Source organism: Pseudomonas sp. JDS08PS003, from assembly GCF_045013505.1.
In the GTDB taxonomy this organism is placed as follows: Bacteria; Pseudomonadota; Gammaproteobacteria; order Pseudomonadales; family Pseudomonadaceae; genus Aquipseudomonas; species Aquipseudomonas protegens_B.
The window spans coordinates 5,503,514-5,526,020 of sequence record NZ_CP120724.1; the positions used below are offsets into that span (position 1 = coordinate 5,503,514).

The window sequence follows — 22,507 nt, forward strand, 5'->3', positions numbered from 1 at the left end:
CCCCACAAAGGCTGCGTGACCCCACACGACCTTAGAAAGGTAAAACGCAAATGAAAGCTTTATTAGTTCTGGCCCTCAGCAGTCTGTGCGTTACAGCGATGGCTGATGAGATCCCGACTGATGTCGCCCAGCAGCAAGTACCGGTAGAGGAATACACTTACTCCACCGACCTGGATATCGCCAAAGTTATCTCCATGAGCGAAGTTCCAGAAGTATGCGAAGTTGTACCAGCGCGCATGGAATATGAAGACTCCCACGGTCAGCGGCATATTCTTCAATACCGCGTAATGGGCAACGGTTGCTCTAACGGCTAATAACCAAGTTCATTGCATAGCCCCTGATGACTGCCGGCCGCAAGAAATCCCTCTTGCGGCAAAGATGCCCGACAACGACCCGCCCAAGGGCCGTGAAAGGCTTCACTTTGACGACGTGCGAGCACGGCAATCGCACGCACTTTTCCTGCTGCGGTTGATGGCCTGCTCATGGCACTGCCAACGACCTTTCGCGCCTCTCGGCTGACGACTTCGGCGAGGGCAGTCCTGCCAACCTTGAAGAGCTCTGCCAGGAGATTTTCAGCGACAAAACCGGACGATTCGAGTTGTGTTCAAAACCCGAAAAAGGCTTGCAAAAACACAACATCTAGTAAAATTGGCTATTTTTTGGCCACTTCCGGATAAATTTTTCGAACCTGAAAAAAAATCTTCAACGGCCAAAGCCTTGTAAACCCGCGCTTTGCTCTCAGTCCCCCTCCTTCTTGGGCACGCCTGCGCCCATCGGTCGCCCCACGACCCCGAAAATATCCTTATAATGCGTCCTCAAAACGGGCCCGCAACATTCCCTTACCGGATGAAAACGACCTGCTGAATCCCGCGCCGGAGCCGACACCCTCAGTTCCGCCCGACAGCAGCTTCAAGGCACCCGAACACGTATTTCTGTTTATTGCCTGCGTTCACTGCTGCAACAAACGATTTCTAATGATTTAACGCGGCCAGTAGCGCCGTGTGAAAAGCCAACCCTTTTGTTTTCACACGGGCATCTGGCCCTCAAGCAGGAGACGACACGTCATGCTGAGCTGGGACGAATTCGACAAAGAAGAAGGCGAAGTTGCAGTCAAAGGCGCCAACGCCGGCCACGCTACTGAAGCCAACATGGACCGCCTCGACAGCGCTGGTGGTGCCGCCGCTCTTGAAGCCCGCGCCGTGACCGCCAGCGACTCCGCTGCCGTTGCCCGCGCCAAGGCGTCCCTGGACCAGCTCGACATCGCCGAAGGCCTGGCCGAACTGGAAGGTTCTTCCGCCCGTGTCGCCGTTGACGAAAAACGCATGATCAACTGCCGCGCCGACCTCAACCAGTTGGTACCGTTCAAGTACGACTGGGCCTGGCAGAAATACCTCGACGGCTGCGCCAACCACTGGATGCCGCAAGAGGTCAACATGACCGCCGACATCGCCCTGTGGAAAAACCCGGAAGGCCTGACCGACGACGAGCGCCGCATCGTCATGCGCAACCTGGGCTTCTTCTCCACCGCCGACTCCCTGGTTGCCAACAACCTGGTACTGGCCGTGTACCGCCTGATCACCAACCCGGAATGCCGCCAGTACATCCTGCGCCAGGCGTTCGAAGAGGCGATCCACACCCACGCCTATCAGTACTGCATCGAATCGTTGGCCATGGATGAAGGCGAGATCTTCAACATGTACCACGAGATTCCATCGGTCGCGAAGAAAGCTGCCTGGGGCCTGAAGTACACCCGTTCGATCTCCGATCCGAAGTTCGAAACCGGCACCGTCGACACCGACAAGGAACTGCTGCGCAACCTGATCGCCTACTACTGCGTTCTGGAAGGCATCTTCTTCTACTGCGGCTTCACCCAGATCCTGTCCATGGGTCGCCGCAACAAAATGACCGGTGTCGCCGAGCAGTTCCAATACATCCTGCGCGACGAATCCATGCACCTGAACTTCGGCATCGACGTGATCAACCAGATCAAGATCGAAAACCCGCACCTGTGGGATGCCGAGATGAAGGAAGAAGCCACCCAGATGATCCTCCAGGGCACCCAACTGGAAATCGAATACGCTCGCGACACCATGCCGCGCGGCGTACTGGGCATGAACGCGGCCATGATGGAGGACTACCTCAAGTTCATCGCCAACCGTCGCCTGTCGCAGATCGGTTTGAAGGAAGAGTACCCAGGTACCACCAACCCGTTCCCATGGATGAGCGAGATCATGGACTTGAAGAAAGAGAAGAACTTCTTCGAGACCCGCGTGATCGAGTATCAGACTGGCGGTGCATTGAGCTGGGATTGATTCCCGGATCAATGAAACAAACAAGAAGCCCTGACTTGGTCAGGGCTTTTTTATTGGCCGCGCAAATCCGCACCCGCTTCTTGTACAAAACCCGGTTCATTAAAGTACGTGCAGGCTCCAAGACCTACCGTTATAAAGTCCCCTCCCCCGCTTAAGGATCAAAGCGCTCATGAAATTCGATACCGCCTACTGCATCAGCCTCGACGAAAAGTTGTCGATCTATGACGTGCGGGATCTGAACTTCGATGAAACCCTGGTCTTCGACTCGGCCAAGGAAAGTTTCCAGTGCCCCAACGATGACTGTCGCGCAGCGTTCGATGCCGCCAATCAACTGGGCACCTTCAATGCCAAGAACGTCAATTACATCCGCACCCCGCATTTCAAGAACCTGCCCAGCACTCTTCATATACAAGGCTGCCCTTACGGGATCAGCAAAAGCCCTGGCAGCATCGAAGGAGCTGCAGTCGAGGATGATCGCGAGGAGCACTTCCCTTCGGAGCTGCTGCTGACCCGCCGCGAATACCTGCGCCGACCGGCCACCCCTGCAGCAGCACCGCAGACGCCTGGAAACAACCCGCCAGTGACGCCTGCCAGCTTGCAAACGCCCCACGCCGGGCGCGATACAACCCCGGACAAGACCAGCGTCTTCGCCCACCCGGTGGAATGCTTCGTATCGAATATCGACGATAAGGAACTGCTCAAGCGCATGCCGTTGAAGATCGGCGAGCACACCGCGTCCTACGCCTCGTTCTTCAAGAAAATCGAGTACCTGCTGGATAACAAGGGGCTGATCTACTGGGGCAAGATCAAGGAAATCAAGGACTACACCCAGAGCTTTCGCATCGACTTCGAGCACAAGGTCTGGTTCAAGGAAGAGGGCGAAGCCAAGAAGAAGCCCTATTCAGTCAACGTCTACCTGAGCAAGAAACTGGTCGACAACTACCGCAAGCGCAAAGCCTTCCTCGAAGAGCTCAAGGGCGCCATCGACAGCCAGCGTGAGTTGTACTGCTTCTTCTATGGCGTCACCCCGACACTCAAGCAGGTGCCGAGCAAGAAAAATCCCGAAGCAACCTTCGGAGTGTTCAGCGCCAATATCGAGAACCTGGACCATTTCGTGATTCGCGAGGCACCAGGCCTGGAAGCGAAATAGCCCCCTGCGGTTTCACCGCTTGGGCAACGCCAGGGCCACTCCCTCGGATGCTTCCTGAGCACCTCATACCGCAGCACCGACCACTCCGTGCCATCGCAGGCCCCTGGAGCGTCCCGTTGAGCGCCAGGTCACGATGCAATTTCTGGTAGACATAACGCCCCGTGACCTCCTGGGGAGAGTGGGCGCTGATCTCCAGCACAATCGGCATCTTGCCCAGGGCTGCGCTGAAAACTTCGCGAGAACTTGCAGCCTGCACAGCCGACAGATAGATCGAAAGCCACAGGACGCCGAAGATCTGGCATATCAATCCGTTGAACATGGGAACTCCCTTGTATGAAAAAGCCGGCAACGCGCTCATCCAAGCCAGAGCCAGCGTTGCGCATCGGGCAATTTGGACCTGCGGCCAAGGACAGTCGAGCCACCAAGCGTGATGCTCCCTATCACTTCAGGCACATGCTGAGCAGCACCAGCAACAACAGGCCGATGTACACCCGGGCATGCATACGGTCGGGAATTCTGCCAATCCAGGGAGTGGCCAGGCGGATGCCCAGCAACGAGCCGAGGGTCAGTACCGAGAACGCCAGCAGATCCACATAACCGACGAACCAGGGTCCGAGATCGAACGGGCTGAAACGGGCCAGGCCCATGTAGGTGACAGTTCCCGCCAACGCCACAGGCACGCTCAGAGGATTGGCCATTGAGGTGGCCTGGGTCATGGTCAGACCGCAACGGCGCAATAGAGGCACCGTCATGACACTGCCGCCTACGCCGAGAAAGGTGGCGACAACACCTATTCCTACACCGCCAAAGAGCGTTTCGCGGGCGCCAAGGAGGCGCGCTTTCTGCCCTTGCGACGGTTCAAGAAAACCGCGTCGCAGCAGGCAGTCGGCAATGGTGATCCCCAGATAGGCGATAAAGGCATAACGAATCACTTCGCCACTGACCCACATGGCCGCCGCCGCCCCCAAGATCGCCCCCAGACCTATATAGCCCCCCAGAGGCCACAGATAGTGGCGAACAAGATTGCCCGCACGCTGATGTCGACGGCTAGCGACCAGGGCATTGACGATCATCACGCAAGTCGAGGTAGCCACCGCGACATGCATCGCCGACTGCCCTGCTGCCGAGTCCGCGCCCTGGCTGCCCAGCAACATCCAGTACAGCAGCGGCACCACTACAAATCCGCCGCCAAAGCCGAACAGCACGGCGCTGATGCCCGTCATGCAACCAAAAAATGCCAGCAGTAGATAGAACATCGGACCACGCTCGTCTTTGCAGAAGACCTGGACGATAGAGCTTCACCGCTTGGCCGACTTCAGCAAGTCAGCCAATAATGTTTGCGTTTACGCCAAACACGGAACGACTCGGCATGCGCAACATCTCCATCGATCAACTGGATCAGACACCGCGTCCGGTACTGGCCATCGGAACCGACTACGCCGACGGCCAACGCCTGCCCCGCCACCGCCATCGGCGGGCACAGCTGCTGTATGGCGCTACCGGGGTCATGCAGGTGGGTACCGATCAGGGCAACTGGGTAGTACCACCGCAACATGCGGTGTGGATCCCGTCCGGGGTGGAGCATGAGGTGCTGATGCTCGGAGTCAGTACCCGCAGCCTGTATATCGAACCTGCCGCGGCGCCCCTGGATAACAGCGGCTGTCGAGTCGTCAGCGTCTCGCCATTGTTGCGCCAACTGCTTCTGGAGGCCGTAGAGATTCCCCTGGAATACGATCAGGGCGGGCGTGACGGATTGCTGGTCGAGCTGCTGCTGCATGAACTGCAACGCAGCACTGCGCTACCGCTGCATATCCCCCTGCCGGCTGATGGCCCGCTACTGGAGTTGTGCCAGGCCTTTCTCGGACAGCCCGATATTCACCAATCCCCGGAGCACTGGGCGGATCGGTTGCACGTCAGCCTGCGCACTTTCAATCGCGTCTTCCGCCAGCAAACGGGTATGAGCTTCATTCAATGGCGACAACGAGCCTGCGTGATCCTGGCCCTGGCGCGGCTGGCAGCCGCGGAGCCCGTGACACGCATCGCCCTGGATTTCGGCTATGACAGCCCCGGTGCATTCTCCACCATGTTCCGCCGAGTGCTGGGACAGTCCCCCAGTACCTACCTGAACAGGGCGGACCCGCCCCCGGGAAAAACCTTGTGACCAAAGGCGCGTGCCGAGAGCAAAAATCAGTTTGATCCGGGAATAAAACAACTGTACAAATAACCAGTATAAAGCCAACTTCCTGCCTAACCTCCCGGAGAAAACCATGGCCTCTCTAGCGATGAAAATCACCCTGGAACGTATCGCCCTCTATCAATTCACTCCGCAGCACTGTGCCCAAGCCCGGGACATGCTGGATTGGGACATGGATCGACTGTCCCGTGAGTCCGCAGTCTCGGTGCAAGCCATCCAGCGCTTCGAAGCCGGTTACGAGGTGCGTGACGTGACCCGCCTGGCACTGGCGTTCTGCCTTGAAGCTCAAGGGCTGGTGTTCTTTCCCGGCTTCACTCCCGGCCGCGGCATGAATATCAAGGGCGCTACCCCCAATCCCATGGAACGCCCTGACTACGCAATGATCGAGTGATCCAGTGCCTTGAGCAGTTGCCCGCACAAGTCCGGCACTGAAAGCTGGGTCGAATCCAGGCGAACAAGCGGACAGCCCAGGGTTTTGATCCAGGTTTCATGGCGCCGCAGACTGCGGGTTCCGTGACCACCCTCGTCGTAGCCGGCGGCCCAGGTGAGAAAAGTCTGGGTCGCGGCATGACGCTCGCCCCCCTCGAAAATCTGCTCGCCGTAGCGCTGGAATTCCCGGACACGCAAGCGCTGCAAGCGAACCTCCGGGTCCAGTTGCACAAAGACCGCCAGAGTGAAACTGGGGATCAGCACATCCCCCCAACCACAAAGGGAGCCGGACATGGATCAGGAAATGATTACGCGGATTCGACAGCCGCCTGTTCGGGGGCGCCTTCCACCTCCAACCACCAGGCCCCGCCCCGCTGAGGCTGAGCCAGGTTGAAGGCTTCGCCCATTTGCGGCGTGGTGATATTGATACTGCGCTCCCAGGCCAGGGCCAGGATACGGTCGAAGGGTTCATGCCAAGCATGCATGGCCAGGTCAAAGGTGCCGTTGTGGATTGGCAGCAACCAGCGCCCCTGCAGGTCGATGTGAGCTTGCAGGGTTTGCTCCGGCTGCATGTGAACATGGGGCCATTCGACGTTGTAGGCACCGGTTTCCATCAGCGTCAGATCAAAGGGCCCGTACTGCTGACCAATACGCTTGAAACCGTCGAAATAACCGGTATCGCCGCTGAAGAAGATCCGCGTCGCGGCGTCGATCATGACCCAGGACGCCCACAAGGTGTGGTTGCCATCGAACAACCCGCGACCGGAAAAGTGCTGCGACGGCGTAGCGATAAAGCGGATGCCCTCGACTTCGCACCCCTGCCACCAATCCAGCTGCCGGACCTTCGCCGCGGGTACCCCCCACTTGATCAGGGTATCTCCCACTCCCAGCGGGGTGAGGAAGTGCCGGGTCTTGGCTGCCAGAGCCAGTACTGTCTGGTGGTCCAGGTGATCGTAGTGGTCATGGGACAGGATCACCGCCTCGATCTCGGGCAAAGCCTCCAGGCTGATGGGGGGCTGGTGAAAACGCTTGGGACCGGCCCATTGCACCGGGGACGCACGTTCGGCAAACACCGGGTCAGTGATCCAGAACTTGCCACGCATCTTCAACAGCACCGTGGAGTGCCCAAGACGAAACACGCTGTGATTGGGGGCCGCCTGCAGTTGCTCGCGGGTCAGCGGCTGTACAGGGATAGCTCCGGCCGGACGGGTATTACGCGGTTTGTGGAACAGCATGTTCCAGAAAATCTGCAGGGTTTTACCGAAACCGGCGCGATGTACCGGAGCATGGTTACGAAAGGCGCCCTGTTCCTGGCGGGAAGTTTCCTGGCGGGGGGGGCGTGTGACGCTGGACGAAACAGTGGCCATGATTGAAATGACTCCATTGGAATGCGGCAGGTTCCGACGTTGTTCTGCGGGACGATCTACTGGCCAAGGCACGCAAGCATCAGCCGCCAATCATCGTTCTCAAGAAGAACTACACTACACAGTGTAGTTTCTACATTGCAACAGGATTAAGACGAAGTAGACTGCCGACTGATTTCAACGCCGACCCTGACCGAACCCAACTTATGACAGCCCCGAAGCGCCTCACCGACCTCAAACGCAATGCCATCATCCAGGCGGCGATCAGCGAATTCCGCGCCAGCGGTTTCGAAATCACCAGCATGGACAAGATCGCCGCCACGGCCGGGGTTTCCAAGCGTACGGTGTACAACCACTTCCCCAGCAAGGAAGAGTTGTTCGCCGAAATTCTGCATAAGCTCTGGACCAGCACCAGCGCCCAATCGGAGGTCAGCTACCGCAGCGACCAGCCATTGCGCGAGCAGTTGCAAAACGTTCTGCGAGCCAAGCTGCAACTGCTGGCCGACAACAACTTCCTCGACCTGGCCCGAGTCGCCATCGCCGCCACCATCCACTCCCCCGAGCGAGCACAGAACATGGTGGCGCGACTCGGCGAACGGGAAGAAGGCCTGACCCTGTGGATCCGCGGGGCGCTGGCTGACGGCCGCCTCAAGCCCCTGGACCCGGAGTTCGCCGCGCAACAGATGCACGGGCTGCTCAAGAGCTTTGCCTTCTGGCCGCAGATCACCATGGGCCAGCCGACCCTGACAGAGGACATGCAAACCCGGGTCATCGAGTCGGCGCTGGACATGTTCCTGACTCACTACCAGGCATGACCCTGCTTGCGCTCCTGTCACACGACGTTCCCGGCCACTGTTAAATGGCTTCGAAGGACACTGATTATTCCCACTGGAATAAATGACAATATTCACCAAACTGATCCGATAAACGGCCAAGCCGCAAAAAACACCACAAGGTGTTTCAGTACAGAATCCGGTGCAGGAATTTATGGAAAACCAACGCGGCAAGGGGCTGTCATTTGCCCGACGCATCTATTGGCCAAGGATCATCGGCCTGAGTATCGGCGGCATCAGTGTCCTGGCCGCACTTTACCCCCTGGCACCGCCTGACTGGATATGGGCCCTGCTGTTGTTCCACGGCCTGATCTGGCCCCATCTGGCGTATCAGCTTTCCACCCGCTCGGACTTTCCCTACCGGGCAGAACGCCGCAACCTGTTGTATGACTCACTGCTGGGGGGATTCTGGGCGGCAACCATGCAATTCAATCCCCTGCCGGCAGTCACCATCCTCTCGATGATGACCATGAACAACGTCGCCGCAGGCGGCTTGCGCCTGTTCATTCGTGGCGGCCTGGCCCAATGTGCCGGGATACTGCTGTCCTGGGCGCTGATCGGGGCCAACTTCAGTGCGCAGATCAGCCCGCTGCAGATCTATGCCTGCCTGCCCATGCTGACCCTCTACCCCCTGGCCGTGGGCATGGTCTGCTATCGACTGGCGATCAAACTGTCCGAACACAAGCGCGCCCTCAGCGCCCTGAGCCGCACCGACAGCCTTACCGGCCTGCTCAACCACGGCTCGTGGAAAGACCTGTTGCACATCAAGTTCCACAAGTGTCAGCAGCAGCAGATGGAAGCCAGCATCGCCTTGATCGACATCGACCACTTCAAAGCGATCAACGACACCTACGGGCATATTGTCGGCGATACAGTGCTGCGCCATTTGAGCAATGAACTACGCCGCAACCTGCGCCATGACGATCTCGCCGGTCGCTACGGTGGCGACGAGTTCTGCGTGATCCTGCCACGCATGAGCCGGCAACAGGCCCTTGATGTGATGGAGCGCCTGCGCCAGGTCTTCAATCAGTACCGGCATCCAGAAGTGCAGGAACTGAAGGTCAGCCTGAGTATCGGCCTGGCGGCTTTCGACTCAAGCTTTCCAGACCCTGCAGGCTGGCTCGATGCGGCGGACAAGGCCCTGTATCTGGCCAAGAACAGCGGGCGCAACCGTACGGCCAGCAATGACTGCGAAGCCCATTTCTCTCCCGCGCAAATGGCATAAAAACCGTCAAAACTTATACAAAAAGGAAGTAAAAAATATTTTTGTACAAGTTTATTTGGATTTTTCTTCATGACTGACATCATAATGCCGCCACTTTGCAGCAGCGGATAACCCCTTCGGCACCGCTGTCAGCCAAGTCATCCAATCCAACTAAATCGATTCGCAGCCGTTACGTATCCTCTTGATGCGGCCAGCGACGTTCGCCCGAAATGTCGCCCGCTTCACCGCTGCGAAATTATCTGTCAGTCATGGAACGCTGACATTGAGCAGATAATGCCGATCGCCGGGGAGCTTTCGGCATACCGGCGCACTCCATAGGGATCGACGCGACGTTTCTCCCACAGAGCACCTGCCAACATGCTATTCAACCGTCACAACAAGACCATCGATTCCCTGAACCAGACCATCGCCGAACAATCCCGCCTGCTGGACGCCATCGACCGCTCCATGGCGGTGATCGAGTTTGACCTCCAGGGCACGGTGCTCCGAGCCAACGACAACTTCCTGAAGACTCTGGGCTATCGGCAAGATCAGGTGATCGGCCAGTCTCACCGACTGTTCTGCCTCCCGGAATACGCTCGCAGCGCCGACTACCAGCAATTGTGGACCCGCCTGAAAAACGGCCAGTTCGAATCCGGCACCTTTGAGCGGGTTGGCGCCGCGGGCCAGAGCCTGTGGCTGGAAGCCAGCTACAACCCGATCCGCGATGCCTCCGGCACGGTGTACAAAGTGGTCAAGTACGCCCTTGACGTCACCGCCAGGGTGCAAGAGGAAGTCGAGGCCCGGAACAAACTGGAGGCCATCGACCGGGCCATGGCGGTCATCGAGTTCAACCTCGACGGCAGCATCATTGGCGCCAACGCCAACTTCCTCAGCCGCATGGGCTACAGCCTAGCGGAGATCAAGGGCAAGCATCACCGGATGTTCTGCAAACCCGAGCTGATCAGCAGCAGCGCCTACCAGGACTTCTGGAATCGCCTGAACAGGGGGGAGTTCTTCAACGGCCGCTTCGAGCGGATCGACAGGCATGGGCGCACGCTGTGGCTGGAAGCCAATTACAACCCGGTCTATGACGCCAGCGGACGCCTGTGCAAGGTGGTCAAGTACGCTGCAGACGTGACTCAGCAGGTAGAGAAGCATGAGCAGGACGCCCAGAGTGCGAGCCAGGCGTATCACATCTCGGTGGAGACCCGGAAAGTCGCCGAACAAGGCACCGGGGTGATCCAGCAGGCTGCCAGCGAGATGCGCCAGATCGCCCATAACATCGAGGACTCTTCCTCGCTGATCGCCCGCCTCGGCGAACGTTCCGAGCAAATCACCGCCATCGTCAACACTATTCGCGGGATTGCCGATCAGACCAACCTGCTGGCCCTCAACGCTGCCATCGAGGCCGCCCGGGCCGGAGAACAGGGCCGAGGTTTTGCCGTGGTAGCCGACGAAGTCCGGCAACTGGCGGCACGCACCAGCGGCTCGACGGCGGAAATCTCCAGCATGATCGACATGATCCAGAACGAAACGCAGCAAGCGATCAAGAGCATGGACGGCACTCGTGAACGAGCTGCCAAGGGCGTGCAACTGGCGGATCAGGCCGGGACCGTGATCCTGCAGATTCGCGATGGCGCCAGTGACGCGGTGCAAGCGGTCAGCATGTTCGCCAACGAACGCGACGTGCTCTGAGGGTGGTTTTCCCGACGTCGATAATGACGTCGGGCCTGGCCTTGAGGACTATAGTGGCCTGACGTCCCAACGCCTGGCGGAGGCCATCATGAGTTCCAGCGACACCCCGGAAAAAACCACCCCAATCGTCGACCATCTGCGCTTTCACCGTGCCCACGCCCACCTCGCTCCGACCTTTGGCAACGACACCTTTGCCTTGAAGGCGGAAGCCTTTGCCCGGTTCTTTGGTACCCCGACCTTTCTCGGTGCACAGACCCTGATCGTAGTGATCTGGATTGCCCTCAACCTCACTGGCGTGACCCAGTTCGATGTCTACCCCTTCATCCTTCTGAACCTGGCCTTCAGCCTGCAAGCAGCCTACGCCGCACCGCTGATCCTCCTGGCCCAGACCCGCCAGGCCGCACGGGACAAGGCCCAATCGGACGCAGATGCCCAGCACCGCGAAGCCCTGGCCATCGCTAACAGTGAACGCCAGGCCCAGGCCGCGCAGACCACCAGCCAACTGCTGGAGTTGCTGGAGCAGAACACCCGGCTCACGGAAATGACCAAGCAACTGACCGAACGCATCGAGAACCTGACCAGCGAGATGCACGCGCACTTTGTGCACAAGGATCAGCCCGACACCTGAGCCCCGCTCATGGCCAGCGCAGATGGCGTGCCAGTTCATCAAACAGAGTCACCACCGAACGCAGGGCCCGGCAATCCGGACGGGTCAGCAGCCACAGAGCTGTGTCATGGCCCAAGGGTTCACTCAACGCCTCCAGACCGCCACTGCCCATGAGAAAATCCGGCAAGGCTGCAACGCCGAGGCCGGCCCTTACCAGTTCGGTCACCGCGAGCATGCTGTTGCAGCGATAGCTGGGCTGCACGCCAGGCCAGCGCTGACGGCGCCAGGCCACGGTGGGATGGTCGGGGAGAAAATCATCCGGGGCGATCCAGGCCACCTTCGACAGGTCGCTACAGTCCACCCGTTGCTTGTACGCCGGGCTCGCGCACAGCCGATACGACACCGCTCCCAGGCAACGTCCCACCAGATGTTCCGGCGGTGTTGCGGTCAGACGCACCGCTATGTCCGCATCACGCCGATTGAGGTTGGCGAAATCATTGGACGTACAGAGTTCGATCACCAGCGCCGGGTAGTTCGGCATGAATTGCGCCAGGGCCGGCAGCAGCAGACCTTGCAACACCGAATCTGTGCAAGTCAGGCGCACTGTGCCGCTGATCACCTCTCCTCCCTGGGCCACGCCGATCCGCGCGGCCTCCAAGGCCTGCTCCGCCTGTTCAGCCTGCTGTGCCAGGGCCTGAGCCAGGCTGGTGGGCAGATAGCCAGCGCGGCTCTTGTCGAACAACTGCTGCCCGAGCCCGGCCTCCAGCCGGCGCACCGCACGAAACACCGTGGAAACATCCACCTTGAGCAGGGCCGCGGCGCGAGCCAGGGAGCCGCCACGGACCAGGGCGAGAATCAGTGACAGGTCGGGATAGTCCAGCTGATAGTGCATGGCTGCATTGATCACTTGGTGAAACGCCAATATTGATTGCGTGATCGCCAATCTATAGTGGCTCCAGGCAGTCGACAAGTCAGCGCCACAACCGGAGAGGCCACATGCACCCAGCCCGATCTACAGCCACCATCCGCATCGCCCTGGTAGGGGATTACGACCCACAGATCACCGCACACCAGGCCATTCCCCTGGCCCTGGAGCGCGCCGCGACCGATAGCGGGGTCAGGGTGGTCTACCAATGGCTGGCCACGCCGGAGCTGACCCACGAGCAACAGCTCAACGGCTTCGACGGAATCTGGTGCGTGCCTGGCAGTCCCTACCGCCACATCGACGGTGCCCTCTTGGCGATCCGTGTGGCCCGGGAACAGCAACGGCCCTTCCTCGGCACCTGCGGCGGCTTTCAGCACGCAGTGCTGGAATATGCCCGCAACGTGCTGGGCTGGAGCGACGCCGAGCACGGTGAGATCACCCCTCATGCCCAGCGCGCGGTGCTCACCCCCTTGAGCTGCGCCCTGGTGGAAGCCCACGACCGAATCCAGCTGCAAAGCGGCAGCCGGATCGCCCAGGCCTACGGCACTCCGAGCATCGAGGAAGGTTATCGCTGCCGCTATGGGGTCAATCCGGACTTTGCGGCCCCGCTGCTCAGTGGTGCGCTGCGCCCTACCGGCCACGACAGCGACGGCGACTTGCGCGCCGTGGAACTGGAGGGGCATCCATTCTTCGTTGCCACACTGTTCCAGCCCGAGCGCGCCGCCCTCCAAGGCCGTACGCCGCCCCTGGTGACAGCCCTGCTCAACGCTTGCCTGGAGGCGTAAGGATGATCGGCCAGACGCCCGCCCCACCCTATTACGCAGTGATCTTCAGTTCCCAGCGCCGTGAAGCCGATCCCGCCTATGACCAGGCGGCCGAACACATGGTCGAGCTGGCTCGCCAACAACCGGGATTCCTTGGGGCCGAATCGGCACGGGGTGAGGATGGCTTCGGTATCACCGTGTCCTACTGGACCTGCGAGGCGGCGATCCTGGCCTGGAAGCAACACGCCGAACACCGCGCCATCCGCGAGCGTGGTCGCAACGACTGGTACCGGTACTTTCATACCCGAGTAAGCAAGGTCGAGCGGGCCTACAGCTTCGGCATTTGAAGCAAGCCCCTGAGCCGCTCCGGATGCGGCTCAGGGCAAGCACGGGTCAGCCCTGGGCGGTCGACAGCAGGCTGCGCACCGCCTGGATTTCCGGTAGATCGCTGCGACGCATGTAAACCCGCAGCGGTTCGCTGATGTTGATCCGGTCGTCGATGTTCTGATCCAGCAGCAACTGGATCTGCTCGCGCTTGAGGCTCATGGCCTGATCGGACACCGGCGCCCAGACAAATTCATTGGCCGGCACTATGGCGTCATCCGCCACATCCATGCCGAAGGAGTCTTCGCTGAAACGCACGATGTAGCGACCGGTCTTGCGATTGAAGCCGACAAAGCCCTTGAGCTGATCGGCAGCCTGGCAGATGAGTTCGGAGGTGATGCTCATGGTAAACCTCACTGTAAGTCCCATGGGACGGGTGATCGATGGTCTACACGCGAGGCAAGGAAGGGGCTGTTTTCGGGCTTCCCTCTGATGGGGAAACTGCAGCGCCCAAGAGTACTGCAAAGCACCGGAGAAAACCGCGAAAGATGCGTATGAGAAGGATTTATGTCGCTCTGGAGATAGCACAAGCGTCATTGAGTTGCTAAAAGATATCTCCTTGTACTTGCCTCCACGAAAGGATTTCGAGCATGCCAGCGACCTTCCCCCCTTGTGCCCTGATGTTGGCCCTGATGCTCGGTTGCGGCCTGGCCCAGGCCACTGAACAGCCCGATCCAGACGCGCTTGCCGCTCGCCAGGGGATCCCGCAGCCGGCGGTGATCGCCCACCGAGGTGCGTCTTTCGATGCCCCCGAGTCCACCGCGGCGTCCTACAGGCTGGCCCGGGACCTGGGCGCCGACTACCTGGAGATGGACCTGCAGCGCAGCAAGGACGGTGTGCTCTTCGTCTTGCATGACAACAACCTGCAACGCACCACCGACGTGGCGCAGAAATTCCCCGAACGCAAGGACAGCCCGGCCAACGCCTTCACCATGGCCGAACTGAAAACCCTCGACGCCGGCAGCTGGTTCAACCAGGCCCATCCGGACCGCGCCCGCCCGGGCTTCGCCGGCCTGAAGATCCTCACCCTGGACGAGATCATCGACATCGCCCTGGGCAATCCACAACACAAACCCGGACTCTACATCGAGACCAAGGAGCCCCAGCTGTTCCCCGGCATCGAGCACGATCTCAAGGAAAAACTCCAGGACCGTGGCTGGCTGAGCCCGGCGGGCTCCAAGCTGGCGAAAAGCGAGCTGGCAGTGGGCCAGGGCAAAGGCAAGGTCGTGCTGCAGACCTTCGACAAACACAGCCTGGAGTTGCTGCACAAGGAAATGCCCAAGGTGCCGAAAATCCTGTTGCTGTGGGTGGCTCCCGGCAGCATCGAGCCAGCCTCCGGGCAGACCTTCGCCAGCAGCGGCGAAACCGACAAGGCCGCTTTTTATGCCAAACAGCAACCCAAGGACCAGGCCGAGTTCAAGCGCTGGGTCGACTTCGCCAAGACCCAGGGTGCCATCGGCACCGGTCCCTGCGCAGCGTTGACGGCTGGCGGCGATCAGAGCTATGCGGATCTGGTGCAACCCTGGATGAATCAGTACACCCACGACCAGGGCCTGCTGGTGCACGTCTACACCATCGATGAACCGGTGGATTTCAACAAGGTCATGGAGGCCGGGGTCGATGGCATCTTCACCAACCGCAGCGCCGAACTGCTCAAGTATTTCAAGCGGCCGGCCAGCGCCAGCGTGGCCCAGTTGCTGGAGGCCAGCGGTTACTGAATGTCCGCTTCACACTGGAGCGGCGAACTCTGGCTGGGCCATGACTTCGGTCTGATCCACGGGGTGATGGGGCGCACCACGCCCCACGCTCACTATGCCCATCAACTGATCATTGCCCCCCAACAGCCGGTCACCGTGGAACTGGACGGTGTCCGACTCAGTGGTCACTTCCTGTTGATCCAGGCCCTGCGCCGCCACGCCATCATCCAGGCCCCCGACCGGGCCTTCACGGTCTACGCCGAGCCACTGCGCATCGCGGCCCAAGACCTGCAGCTCTGCGTCAGCCGTATCGAGCCGTCACTGCCCGGCCTGGAAGCGGCGCTGCGCAGTTGTCCGCGCCAGCCCATTGCCGACCGTCGTGTGGCACGGGCGCTGCTGGCCCTGGACGCCGCCCTGGAGGGCAAGGTGGCAGCGACGCAATTGGCAGCCCAGGCCCATGTGTCTCTGAGCCAGCTGGAACGGTTGTTCGCCCGTGATGTAGGCCTGCCGGTACGGCGCCTGGTGCTGTGGCGACGTCTGCGTCTGGCCATGGCCCTGTTGCTGGAGGGGCAGGCCATGGCCCAGGCGGCCCACGGCGCCGGGTTCGCCGACACCGCGCACTTCTCCCGCACCTTGAAGGCACTGTTCGGCGTCACCGCCGGGCAGGCCCTGAAAACCCTCAGGCCCCGCCTGCTGGATTGACCGGGCGCCTCAACGCCTCGGGCACCTTGGGCTCGGCGGCATAGCGTTGGGCCTTGAATGGCTCCAGCAACTGCGGCCAGTAATCCACCGGATAGTCCGGACGGCTACCGATGCCCAGGTCGCCCTGGCGCATCGGGTAGTCATGCCGATAGAACGCGGTTCCCAACAGCCAGTCCCAGAGATTGAAGAAAAGACCGAAATTCACATCACCGGCGCGGCCGTACTTCATATGGTGAAAGCGATGCACCGGCGCCCAGGCAAACACCAGGCGCAGCAATCCCAAGCGCATATCGACATTGGAATGCTGCAACAGCAACTGAATGGCGATGGCCAGGGCCAGCAACTCTGCCACTGGCAGCGGGATGCCCAGTACCAACAACGGCAGCAACCCCGCCGTCGCTTCCAGCAGTTGGTGCAGGGGATGCTTGAGCAGACCGTTGAAACCGTACATGCGCAGCACACTGTGGTGCACCGCATGCAGGCGCCAGAGCCAGGCCCAGCGATGGCTGGCGTAATGAGCCAGGGTGATCCCGCAATCGGCGATCACTATTGCCAGCAACAGTTGGCCCCAGAGCGGCCAGTCCCCAGGCCACAGGCCGTCATGGGCCAACAGCGCCACCAGCCCCGGCAATGCGAGCAGGCCCAGGGCATTCAGACCCTCATTGACCAGGGCATGCAGACTGTCCCGCAGGCGGTCACCCTGGGAGCGATTCCATGCCGGCTCATAAGGCAGGACCCACTCCACCAGGAAAGACACCAGGAGCGCAGCCGCAAACAGCACCAGCAACCCACTCGCAGAAGCCTCTCCCGCACTCATCCAGCACACCGCACCACCGATGAATCCACCAAAGAACAAGGGGGCATACAACCACGCAAGCCATCGTTTCATTCACTGAGTCTCCTAGAAGGGAGACACCAGCTTGGGCCCCGCCCCCGCCCTCTGGCTTGAACAAACGGCGCAACCACTGACCTGAATTAAGGGTGAATTAAGTTGCAGTGGCTAACCTGTGTCCATCGAAACCCATCACCCCAAGGAATCAACCCATGACCAAGTTCTCCGCTCTGTTCGCCGCTGCCGCCCTGACCCTGACCGCCGGCCTGGCCCAGGCCGATGTCCGTCCGGACCTGATCCCGGGCCTGCTCAAATCCGGCGCCATCATGGACCTGGAAAAACTCAACCAGGCGGCCCTGGCCCAGCACCCGGGCACCACCGCCGCCAGCATCACCGACACCGAGCTGGAGCAGACCGCGACAGGCGCCTACGTCTACCAGGTGGAACTGCGTGACAGCAAAGGCATCGAGTGGGACGTGGACCTGGACGCCAAGACCGGCAAGGTTCTGAGCAACAAGCAAGACAAGTAAGCCCCCGCACACAGCACAAGGCCGCGCCCCGTTTCGGGAGCGCGGCCTTGTGCTTTGGGGCCCGCATACAGGGTGAGCGACCTCAGGCGCCGAGACGCGCCGTGACTTCGTTCAACTGTCCCGACAGGCCGTGCAGGTTGCGGCTCGCCGCTTCGGTACGCTGGACGTTGTCGAGGTTGGTACTGGCAATCGAAGTGATCTCGGTCAGGTTGCGCGAGATGTCCTCGGCCACCGACGTCTGCTCCTCGGCGGCAGTGGCGATCTGCCGATTCATGTCGCGGATCGCTTCCACCGCTTCGGTGATGCGCTCCAGCATTGCACCGGCCTCGGTCACCTGCTGCACACTCTGCTCGCTGCGGGACTGGCCGCTCTCGATGGCCTGGGCCGCATCCACCGCACCGGTCTGCACGCTCTGGATGATCTGGTTGATCTCGATGATGGACGCCGCAGTACGCTGGGCCAGGCTGCGCACCTCATCGGCGACCACGGCAAAACCGCGCCCCGCCTCACCGGCCCGGGCCGCTTCGATGGCAGCGTTGAGCGCCAGCAGGTTGGTCTGCTCGGCGATCCCCTGGATCACTTCCAGGACCTTGCCGATACGCCCGCTGTCGGCCTCCAGACGGCGGATCACCGTGGCCGTGTTGGCAATCTCGCCACGCATCTGGGTGATGCTGTGGATCGTGCTCTGCATCACCTGCTCGCCCTGCTGCGCCGACTGGTCGGCATCATCCGCGGCGCGCGCAGCATCGGCAGCGTGGCGCGCCACTTCCTGGGCCGTGGCGGACATCTCGTTCATCGCCGTCGCCACCTGATCGGTGCGGTTGAACTGCTCGTTGGTGCCCTGGGACATCAAAGTGGCAATGGAGTTGAGCTCGCCGCTGGAGCTGTCCAGGTCCGAAGCGCTGCGCTGCAGACTGCTGAAGGTCTGGGCCAGGAAGTCACGCAGGGTGTTGGCAGCAGCCGCCAGCCTGCCCAGTTCGTCCTGGCGATCGCTGGCCACCCGGTCGGCGAACTGACCACGGCTGAGCTGGGCGACGTAGTCGATCAACTGGCGGATCGGCTGCACCAGGCTGCGGTTCACCAGCCACAGGCTGAGCAGGCCGATCAGCAAACCGGAAGCCAGCATCACCAGGATGCCCAGCCACACCGTACGATCGGCCGCCGAGCTGATGTCCCGGGACTGCTGGTCACTGTGCTTGCGCAACTCGGTCACCAACTCGCTCATCTGTTCGCTGGTGGCACGGTCCACGCCCTTGACCGCAGCGTCGCCGGCACTCGGGTCGGCGCCTGCGGCCACATAGGCGTCACGGCCTTTCTGATAGGCCGAGCCGAGCGAACGGTGCTCCTCGGCCAGGCGCTGTGCCCGGTTCTTGAGGCCCGAATCCAGGCCAGGCGTCTGGGCCAACTGGCCGAGGATGTTCTGCACATCCCGCTGACGATCTTCGAACTGCTGCCAGTACTTGTTCAGTTCCTGGGGCTGCTTGCCCCGCAGCAACACGTTCTTCCACTCCTGCACCTGGCTCTTGAACTGCAGGTTGGCCTCGTCGATCAGCTGCGAACTGCGCAGCGGACCTTCGATCAGCTCGCGATAGCTCTGCACGCCACCGGACAGCAAGTGAAAACACGCCAGGGCGATCAACAGCATCGCAAACAGGCTACCGCTCAGCAGGGCAAGAATTTGCGCTCTCAGGGATTTTTGCAAAAACATCGAGAAGATCTCATGGCAGGGATAGAGCAGGCCCACTAAGGGCATGCGTAGGTCCGAACTTCCCTGTCAGGAGCATTCGAGGAAAATCGAATGCGTATTGCATGTGAGCGTGATCGGCATCCGCGATCCATTCTTGAGCGCTGCCGACCACTGGTATGGCGCCGCGGATTGTGCACTTTGAAACGTCACAAAACTGTCAAAAAGCCTTGCCATGATGAGGCCCAAGTGAACCTGTAAAACCCGCGCCAGGTACTGTCCCTCCTGCGAGACCCCATGAACCACAGCATCGACCAGAGTCACCGCGATTCCGATCTGTTTGGCCTGCTCTACGGTTTTAGCTTTCGGCCCGGCGAACGGGGTCATGAACTGGATTCAGCCAAGGCCCTGCAAGCCCTGCAACAGCCGCGCAACAGCGACGAATTCCTCTGGTTGCACCTGAACCTGGCCCACGCCGCCTGCGAGCGCTGGATGAAGGCCCACTTGCAATTGCCCGAGGAGTTCTTCGAAGCCCTGCACGAAGGGTCGCGCTCGACCCGCATCGAACACGTCGACTCGGCGCTGCTGGCGGTGGTCAACGATGTGGTGTTCAACTTCAGCAGCATGGTGTCCTCGGACATCTCCACCCTGTGGGTCTGCGTACGCAGCAACCTGATCATCAGCGCCCGCCTGCAACCCCTGCACTCGGTGGACAAGCTGCGCTCCTCGGTCAAGGCCGGCGAACGCTTTCGCTCGCCCCTGGAACTGCTGGTGCACCTGCTGCGCGACCAGGGCGAAGTGCTGACCCAGATCGTGCGTAAAACCAGCCTCAGCGTCGACCAGATCGAAGACCAGTTGCTGGCGGCCCGGGTCTCCAGCAACCGAGCCGAACTGGGGGCCATGCGTCGGGTACTGGTGCGTCTGCAACGGCTGCTGGCCCTGGAACCGGGCTCCCTGCTGCGTCTGCTCAATCGGCCGCCGCAATGGTTGCAGAAGGAAGACGTCAAGGAGCTGCGCAAGTCCACCGAAGAGTTCGCCCTGATCATCAACGACCTCACCGCCCTCGGGGAGCGGATCAAACTGCTGCAGGAAGAGATCGCCGCCAACCTCAATGAACAGACCAACCGCACCCTGTTCACCCTGACCGTGGTCACGGTCCTGGCCCTGCCGATCAACATCATCGCCGGCTTCTTCGGCATGAACGTGGGTGGCATTCCCTTTTCCGGCGACCCGGAGGGCTTCTGGATTCTGGTGGCGCTGGTGGCCACCTTCACCGTGATCGCCGGGCGCTGGGCCTTCCGTAAACGCCAGGACTACTGAAACACTCCCTGTAGGAGCCGGCTTGCCGGCGAAGGCGCGCCCAAGGTCGACGGCTGGCTCAGGGACCTCTTCGCTGGCAAGCTAGCGCCTACGCGATGATTGCGATGGCCGCGATGATGGCGGCGGACTCGAACGGATCAACGGAGCCACTCAATCGCGCAAACCATGACCTGAGGCAGTCTCCTTGTAACAATTGGCAACGATCATGGGCGACACTCTCTCCCGCAACAGGATTGTCCAGTAATGGCCACCCCTTCCCTGACTGCCGCTTCCCCCAGCCTCGACGTCAAACCGCAACTGGATAAAAAACCCGGCCCCTTCACCCTGGTAGTGTTTTTCGCAGTGCTGGCCATGGGCTTGCTGTTCACCGCCTACAGCCTGGTGCATGACATGCACGAACTGGGCACCACGGTCACCACCTGGACCCCGTTCCTGCTGCTGGGTGTGGCCTTGCTGATCGCACTGGGCTTCGAGTTCGTCAACGGCTTCCACGACACCGCCAACGCCGTGGCCACGGTGATCTACACCCATTCGCTACCACCGCAGTTCGCGGTGGTCTGGTCCGGCATGTTCAACTTCCTCGGGGTGCTGCTGTCCAGTGGCGCGGTGGCCTTCGGCATCATCGCCCTGCTGCCAGTGGAACTGATTCTGCAAGTGGGCTCCTCGGCCGGCTTCGCCATGATCTTTGCCCTGTTGATCGCCGCCATCCTGTGGAATCTGGGCACCTGGTGGCTCGGGCTGCCAGCCTCTTCGTCCCATACCCTGATCGGGTCGATCATCGGCGTCGGTGTGGCCAACGCCCTGATGCACGGCCGCGACGGCACCAGCGGCGTGGACTGGAGCCAGGCCACCAAGGTCGGTTACGCCTTGCTGTTCTCGCCACTGATCGGCTTCGTGTTCGCCGCCCTGCTGCTGTTGGCCCTGCGCCTGTTCGTCAAGAACCGCGCGTTGTACAAGGCCCCCAAGGGTGACGCGCCACCGCCGTGGTGGATTCGCGGGCTGCTGATCCTGACCTGCACCGGGGTGTCCTTCGCCCACGGCTCCAACGACGGCCAGAAAGGCATGGGCCTGATCATGCTGATCCTGGTGGGCACCTTGCCCATGGCCTATGCCCTGAACCGCACCATGCCCGCCGACCAATCGCTGCAGTTCGCCGCAGTGGCCGAAGTCACCCAGCAAGCCCTGGTGAAAAGCGCACCGCAAGCGGCACCCACCGACCCTCGTGCCGTGCTCTCAGAGTACATGCGCAGCAAAGAGGCGACACCTGAACTGGTTCCGGCCCTGGCCGCCCTGACCGGCGCCATCGGCGCCGAGGTCAAGGGTTACGGCTCGCTGGCCAAGGTTCCCGCCGAAGCCATGGGCAACGTGCGCAACGACATGTACCTGACCAGCGAAGCCATCCGCCTGATGGACAAGAACCAAGTCGGCCATTTCGACCAGGACACCCGGGACAAGCTGCAACTGTTCAAGCAGCAGATCGACAACGCCACGCGCTTTATTCCGCTGTGGGTGAAGATTGCCGTGGCCATCGCCCTGGGCCTGGGCACCATGGTCGGCTGGAAACGCATCGTGGTCACCGTCGGCGAGAAGATCGGCAAGACCCACCTGACCTACGCCCAGGGCGCCTCGGCGGAAACCGTGGCCATGCTGACCATCGGCGCGGCGGACATGTTCGGCCTGCCGGTATCGACCACCCACGTCTTGTCCTCGGGGGTGGCCGGAACCATGGTGGCCAATGGCGGCGGGTTGCAGATGCGCACCATCCGCAACCTGGCCATGGCCTGGGTCCTGACCTTGCCGGCGGCGATCCTGCTGTCGGGCAGCCTGTACTGGCTGTTCACCCAACTGTTCTGATCAGCGCCCGCTTGCCCGTCGCCC

The 22,507-nt window shown here is 61.0% G+C and carries 22 protein-coding genes and 2 pseudogenes; 17 read left to right on the forward strand and 7 right to left on the reverse strand.

Annotated elements, in window-relative coordinates:
• Window positions 1-50 precede the first annotated feature (50 nt).
• The 3 genes from P7C00_RS24310 to P7C00_RS24320 all read left to right on the forward strand — a co-directional run bounded on the left by P7C00_RS24310 (window position 51) and on the right by P7C00_RS24320 (window position 3,462).
• A complete protein-coding gene (locus P7C00_RS24310; protein ID WP_016968107.1) occupies window positions 51-314 on the forward strand; it encodes a DUF2790 domain-containing protein in 264 nt (87 codons plus the stop codon).
• Between the two features lie 750 nt (window positions 315-1,064).
• The gene (locus P7C00_RS24315; RefSeq protein WP_011062780.1) at window positions 1,065-2,312 is read left to right on the forward strand and encodes a ribonucleotide-diphosphate reductase subunit beta; all 1,248 of its coding nucleotides are present in this window, start codon (window positions 1,065-1,067) and stop codon (window positions 2,310-2,312) included.
• Window positions 2,313-2,481: 169 nt separating this feature from the next.
• Window positions 2,482-3,462 (forward strand): hypothetical protein, encoded by a 981-nt coding sequence (locus P7C00_RS24320; protein ID WP_404937510.1) that lies wholly within the window; start codon window positions 2,482-2,484, stop codon window positions 3,460-3,462.
• Window positions 3,463-3,902: 440 nt separating this feature from the next.
• On the opposite strand, the gene P7C00_RS24325 is transcribed toward P7C00_RS24320, so the two are convergent.
• Entirely contained in the window at window positions 3,903-4,718 is an 816-nt protein-coding gene (locus P7C00_RS24325) for a sulfite exporter TauE/SafE family protein (RefSeq protein WP_404937511.1), read from the reverse strand.
• A 113-nt stretch (window positions 4,719-4,831) separates the two neighbouring features.
• Between P7C00_RS24325 and P7C00_RS24330 the strand changes: the two genes are divergently transcribed.
• Together P7C00_RS24330 and P7C00_RS24335 are read left to right on the forward strand one after the other, a co-directional pair.
• Entirely contained in the window at window positions 4,832-5,623 is a 792-nt protein-coding gene (locus P7C00_RS24330; RefSeq protein ID WP_346632341.1) for a helix-turn-helix transcriptional regulator, read from the forward strand.
• A 106-nt stretch (window positions 5,624-5,729) separates the two neighbouring features.
• On the forward strand, window positions 5,730-6,047 hold the full coding sequence (locus P7C00_RS24335) for an XRE family transcriptional regulator (protein ID WP_346632342.1): 318 nt from the start codon (window positions 5,730-5,732) through the stop codon (window positions 6,045-6,047).
• On the opposite strand, the gene P7C00_RS24340 is transcribed toward P7C00_RS24335, so the two are convergent.
• Together P7C00_RS24340 and P7C00_RS24345 are read right to left on the reverse strand one after the other, a co-directional pair.
• Entirely contained in the window at window positions 6,029-6,379 is a 351-nt protein-coding gene (locus tag P7C00_RS24340; protein ID WP_404937512.1) for a hypothetical protein, read from the reverse strand. The two genes, P7C00_RS24335 and P7C00_RS24340, sit on opposite strands and share 19 nt — an antisense overlap.
• Window positions 6,380-6,393: 14 nt before the next feature.
• Complete coding sequence (locus tag P7C00_RS24345) at window positions 6,394-7,452, reverse strand: MBL fold metallo-hydrolase (protein ID WP_346632343.1); 1,059 nt, start codon at window positions 7,450-7,452, stop codon at window positions 6,394-6,396.
• 203 nt (window positions 7,453-7,655) lie between these two features.
• On the opposite strand from P7C00_RS24345, the gene P7C00_RS24350 reads away from it, so the two are divergent.
• The 5 genes and pseudogenes from P7C00_RS24350 (at window position 7,656) to P7C00_RS24370 (ending at window position 11,812) form a co-directional block, all read left to right on the forward strand.
• Complete coding sequence (locus P7C00_RS24350; protein WP_346632344.1) at window positions 7,656-8,264, forward strand: TetR/AcrR family transcriptional regulator; 609 nt, start codon at window positions 7,656-7,658, stop codon at window positions 8,262-8,264.
• Window positions 8,265-8,436: 172 nt separating this feature from the next.
• Window positions 8,437-9,507, forward strand: a complete 1,071-nt coding sequence (locus tag P7C00_RS24355; protein ID WP_346632345.1) for a diguanylate cyclase — start codon at window positions 8,437-8,439, stop codon at window positions 9,505-9,507.
• 447 nt (window positions 9,508-9,954) lie between these two features.
• Window positions 9,955-10,590 (forward strand): annotated as a pseudogene (locus tag P7C00_RS24360) (PAS domain-containing protein); the annotation flags it as partial.
• A 156-nt stretch (window positions 10,591-10,746) separates the two neighbouring features.
• Window positions 10,747-11,184: pseudogene (locus P7C00_RS24365) on the forward strand (methyl-accepting chemotaxis protein); the annotation flags it as partial.
• 88 nt (window positions 11,185-11,272) lie between these two features.
• On the forward strand, window positions 11,273-11,812 hold the full coding sequence (locus tag P7C00_RS24370) for a DUF1003 domain-containing protein (protein ID WP_346632347.1): 540 nt from the start codon (window positions 11,273-11,275) through the stop codon (window positions 11,810-11,812).
• Between the two features lie 7 nt (window positions 11,813-11,819).
• Here P7C00_RS24370 and P7C00_RS24375 read toward each other — a convergent pair whose 3' ends face one another.
• Window positions 11,820-12,683 (reverse strand): LysR family transcriptional regulator, encoded by an 864-nt coding sequence (locus P7C00_RS24375; protein WP_346632348.1) that lies wholly within the window; start codon window positions 12,681-12,683, stop codon window positions 11,820-11,822.
• 104 nt (window positions 12,684-12,787) lie between these two features.
• Between P7C00_RS24375 and P7C00_RS24380 the strand changes: the two genes are divergently transcribed.
• Both P7C00_RS24380 and P7C00_RS24385 read left to right on the forward strand, forming a co-directional pair.
• The gene (locus P7C00_RS24380; RefSeq protein WP_346632349.1) at window positions 12,788-13,501 is read left to right on the forward strand and encodes a CTP synthase; all 714 of its coding nucleotides are present in this window, start codon (window positions 12,788-12,790) and stop codon (window positions 13,499-13,501) included.
• Window positions 13,502-13,503: 2 nt separating this feature from the next.
• Entirely contained in the window at window positions 13,504-13,827 is a 324-nt protein-coding gene (locus P7C00_RS24385; protein ID WP_346632350.1) for an antibiotic biosynthesis monooxygenase, read from the forward strand.
• Window positions 13,828-13,873: 46 nt separating this feature from the next.
• Here the strand turns inward: P7C00_RS24385 and P7C00_RS24390 are convergent, their stop codons facing one another.
• Window positions 13,874-14,209 (reverse strand): DUF2025 family protein, encoded by a 336-nt coding sequence (locus tag P7C00_RS24390; protein ID WP_102860665.1) that lies wholly within the window; start codon window positions 14,207-14,209, stop codon window positions 13,874-13,876.
• A gap of 245 nt (window positions 14,210-14,454) precedes the next feature.
• Here P7C00_RS24390 and P7C00_RS24395 point away from each other — a divergent pair, with 245 nt between their 5' ends.
• Window positions 14,455-15,582 carry a glycerophosphodiester phosphodiesterase gene (locus tag P7C00_RS24395; protein ID WP_346632351.1) on the forward strand — a complete coding sequence of 376 codons (1,128 nt, stop codon included), beginning with the start codon at window positions 14,455-14,457 and terminating at the stop codon, window positions 15,580-15,582.
• A complete protein-coding gene (locus P7C00_RS24400) occupies window positions 15,583-16,263 on the forward strand; it encodes a helix-turn-helix domain-containing protein (protein WP_404937513.1) in 681 nt (226 codons plus the stop codon).
• Here P7C00_RS24400 and P7C00_RS24405 read toward each other — a convergent pair.
• Entirely contained in the window at window positions 16,241-17,152 is a 912-nt protein-coding gene (locus P7C00_RS24405) for a sterol desaturase family protein (protein WP_346632353.1), read from the reverse strand. The two genes, P7C00_RS24400 and P7C00_RS24405, sit on opposite strands and share 23 nt — an antisense overlap.
• Before the next feature lie 155 nt (window positions 17,153-17,307).
• Between P7C00_RS24405 and P7C00_RS24410 the strand changes: the two genes are divergently transcribed.
• Complete coding sequence (locus P7C00_RS24410; protein ID WP_011062798.1) at window positions 17,308-17,625, forward strand: PepSY domain-containing protein; 318 nt, start codon at window positions 17,308-17,310, stop codon at window positions 17,623-17,625.
• Between the two features lie 82 nt (window positions 17,626-17,707).
• On the opposite strand, the gene P7C00_RS24415 is transcribed toward P7C00_RS24410, so the two are convergent.
• A complete protein-coding gene (locus tag P7C00_RS24415) occupies window positions 17,708-19,333 on the reverse strand; it encodes a HAMP domain-containing methyl-accepting chemotaxis protein (RefSeq protein ID WP_346632568.1) in 1,626 nt (541 codons plus the stop codon).
• A gap of 273 nt (window positions 19,334-19,606) precedes the next feature.
• Here P7C00_RS24415 and P7C00_RS24420 point away from each other — a divergent pair, with 273 nt between their 5' ends.
• Both P7C00_RS24420 and P7C00_RS24425 read left to right on the forward strand, forming a co-directional pair.
• Entirely contained in the window at window positions 19,607-20,629 is a 1,023-nt protein-coding gene (locus P7C00_RS24420) for a transporter (RefSeq protein ID WP_346632355.1), read from the forward strand.
• Window positions 20,630-20,872: 243 nt separating this feature from the next.
• Complete coding sequence (locus P7C00_RS24425) at window positions 20,873-22,483, forward strand: inorganic phosphate transporter (protein ID WP_346632356.1); 1,611 nt, start codon at window positions 20,873-20,875, stop codon at window positions 22,481-22,483.
• Window positions 22,484-22,507 lie beyond the last annotated feature (24 nt).

What these genes read in the sequence shown, in the direction of transcription:
- P7C00_RS24415 (WP_346632568.1), bottom strand. Translation starts at nt 19,333, where the DNA reads ATGTTTTTGCAAAAATCCCTGAGAGCGCAAATTCTTGCCCTGCTGAGC.
- P7C00_RS24375 (WP_346632348.1), bottom strand. Translation starts at nt 12,683, where the DNA reads ATGCACTATCAGCTGGACTATCCCGACCTGTCACTGATTCTCGCCCTG.
- P7C00_RS24355 (WP_346632345.1), top strand. Translation starts at nt 8,437, where the DNA reads ATGGAAAACCAACGCGGCAAGGGGCTGTCATTTGCCCGACGCATCTAT.
- P7C00_RS24380 (WP_346632349.1), top strand. Translation starts at nt 12,788, where the DNA reads ATGCACCCAGCCCGATCTACAGCCACCATCCGCATCGCCCTGGTAGGG.
- P7C00_RS24420 (WP_346632355.1), top strand. Translation starts at nt 19,607, where the DNA reads ATGAACCACAGCATCGACCAGAGTCACCGCGATTCCGATCTGTTTGGC.
- P7C00_RS24425 (WP_346632356.1), top strand. Translation starts at nt 20,873, where the DNA reads ATGGCCACCCCTTCCCTGACTGCCGCTTCCCCCAGCCTCGACGTCAAA.
- P7C00_RS24325 (WP_404937511.1), bottom strand. Translation starts at nt 4,718, where the DNA reads ATGTTCTATCTACTGCTGGCATTTTTTGGTTGCATGACGGGCATCAGC.
- P7C00_RS24385 (WP_346632350.1), top strand. Translation starts at nt 13,504, where the DNA reads ATGATCGGCCAGACGCCCGCCCCACCCTATTACGCAGTGATCTTCAGT.
- P7C00_RS24315 (WP_011062780.1), top strand. Translation starts at nt 1,065, where the DNA reads ATGCTGAGCTGGGACGAATTCGACAAAGAAGAAGGCGAAGTTGCAGTC.
- P7C00_RS24390 (WP_102860665.1), bottom strand. Translation starts at nt 14,209, where the DNA reads ATGAGCATCACCTCCGAACTCATCTGCCAGGCTGCCGATCAGCTCAAG.
- P7C00_RS24345 (WP_346632343.1), bottom strand. Translation starts at nt 7,452, where the DNA reads ATGGCCACTGTTTCGTCCAGCGTCACACGCCCCCCCCGCCAGGAAACT.
- P7C00_RS24310 (WP_016968107.1), top strand. Translation starts at nt 51, where the DNA reads ATGAAAGCTTTATTAGTTCTGGCCCTCAGCAGTCTGTGCGTTACAGCG.
- P7C00_RS24340 (WP_404937512.1), bottom strand. Translation starts at nt 6,379, where the DNA reads ATGTCCGGCTCCCTTTGTGGTTGGGGGGATGTGCTGATCCCCAGTTTC.
- P7C00_RS24400 (WP_404937513.1), top strand. Translation starts at nt 15,583, where the DNA reads ATGTCCGCTTCACACTGGAGCGGCGAACTCTGGCTGGGCCATGACTTC.
- P7C00_RS24335 (WP_346632342.1), top strand. Translation starts at nt 5,730, where the DNA reads ATGGCCTCTCTAGCGATGAAAATCACCCTGGAACGTATCGCCCTCTAT.
- P7C00_RS24370 (WP_346632347.1), top strand. Translation starts at nt 11,273, where the DNA reads ATGAGTTCCAGCGACACCCCGGAAAAAACCACCCCAATCGTCGACCAT.
- P7C00_RS24395 (WP_346632351.1), top strand. Translation starts at nt 14,455, where the DNA reads ATGCCAGCGACCTTCCCCCCTTGTGCCCTGATGTTGGCCCTGATGCTC.
- P7C00_RS24330 (WP_346632341.1), top strand. Translation starts at nt 4,832, where the DNA reads ATGCGCAACATCTCCATCGATCAACTGGATCAGACACCGCGTCCGGTA.
- P7C00_RS24405 (WP_346632353.1), bottom strand. Translation starts at nt 17,152, where the DNA reads ATGAAACGATGGCTTGCGTGGTTGTATGCCCCCTTGTTCTTTGGTGGA.
- P7C00_RS24410 (WP_011062798.1), top strand. Translation starts at nt 17,308, where the DNA reads ATGACCAAGTTCTCCGCTCTGTTCGCCGCTGCCGCCCTGACCCTGACC.
- P7C00_RS24320 (WP_404937510.1), top strand. Translation starts at nt 2,482, where the DNA reads ATGAAATTCGATACCGCCTACTGCATCAGCCTCGACGAAAAGTTGTCG.
- P7C00_RS24350 (WP_346632344.1), top strand. Translation starts at nt 7,656, where the DNA reads ATGACAGCCCCGAAGCGCCTCACCGACCTCAAACGCAATGCCATCATC.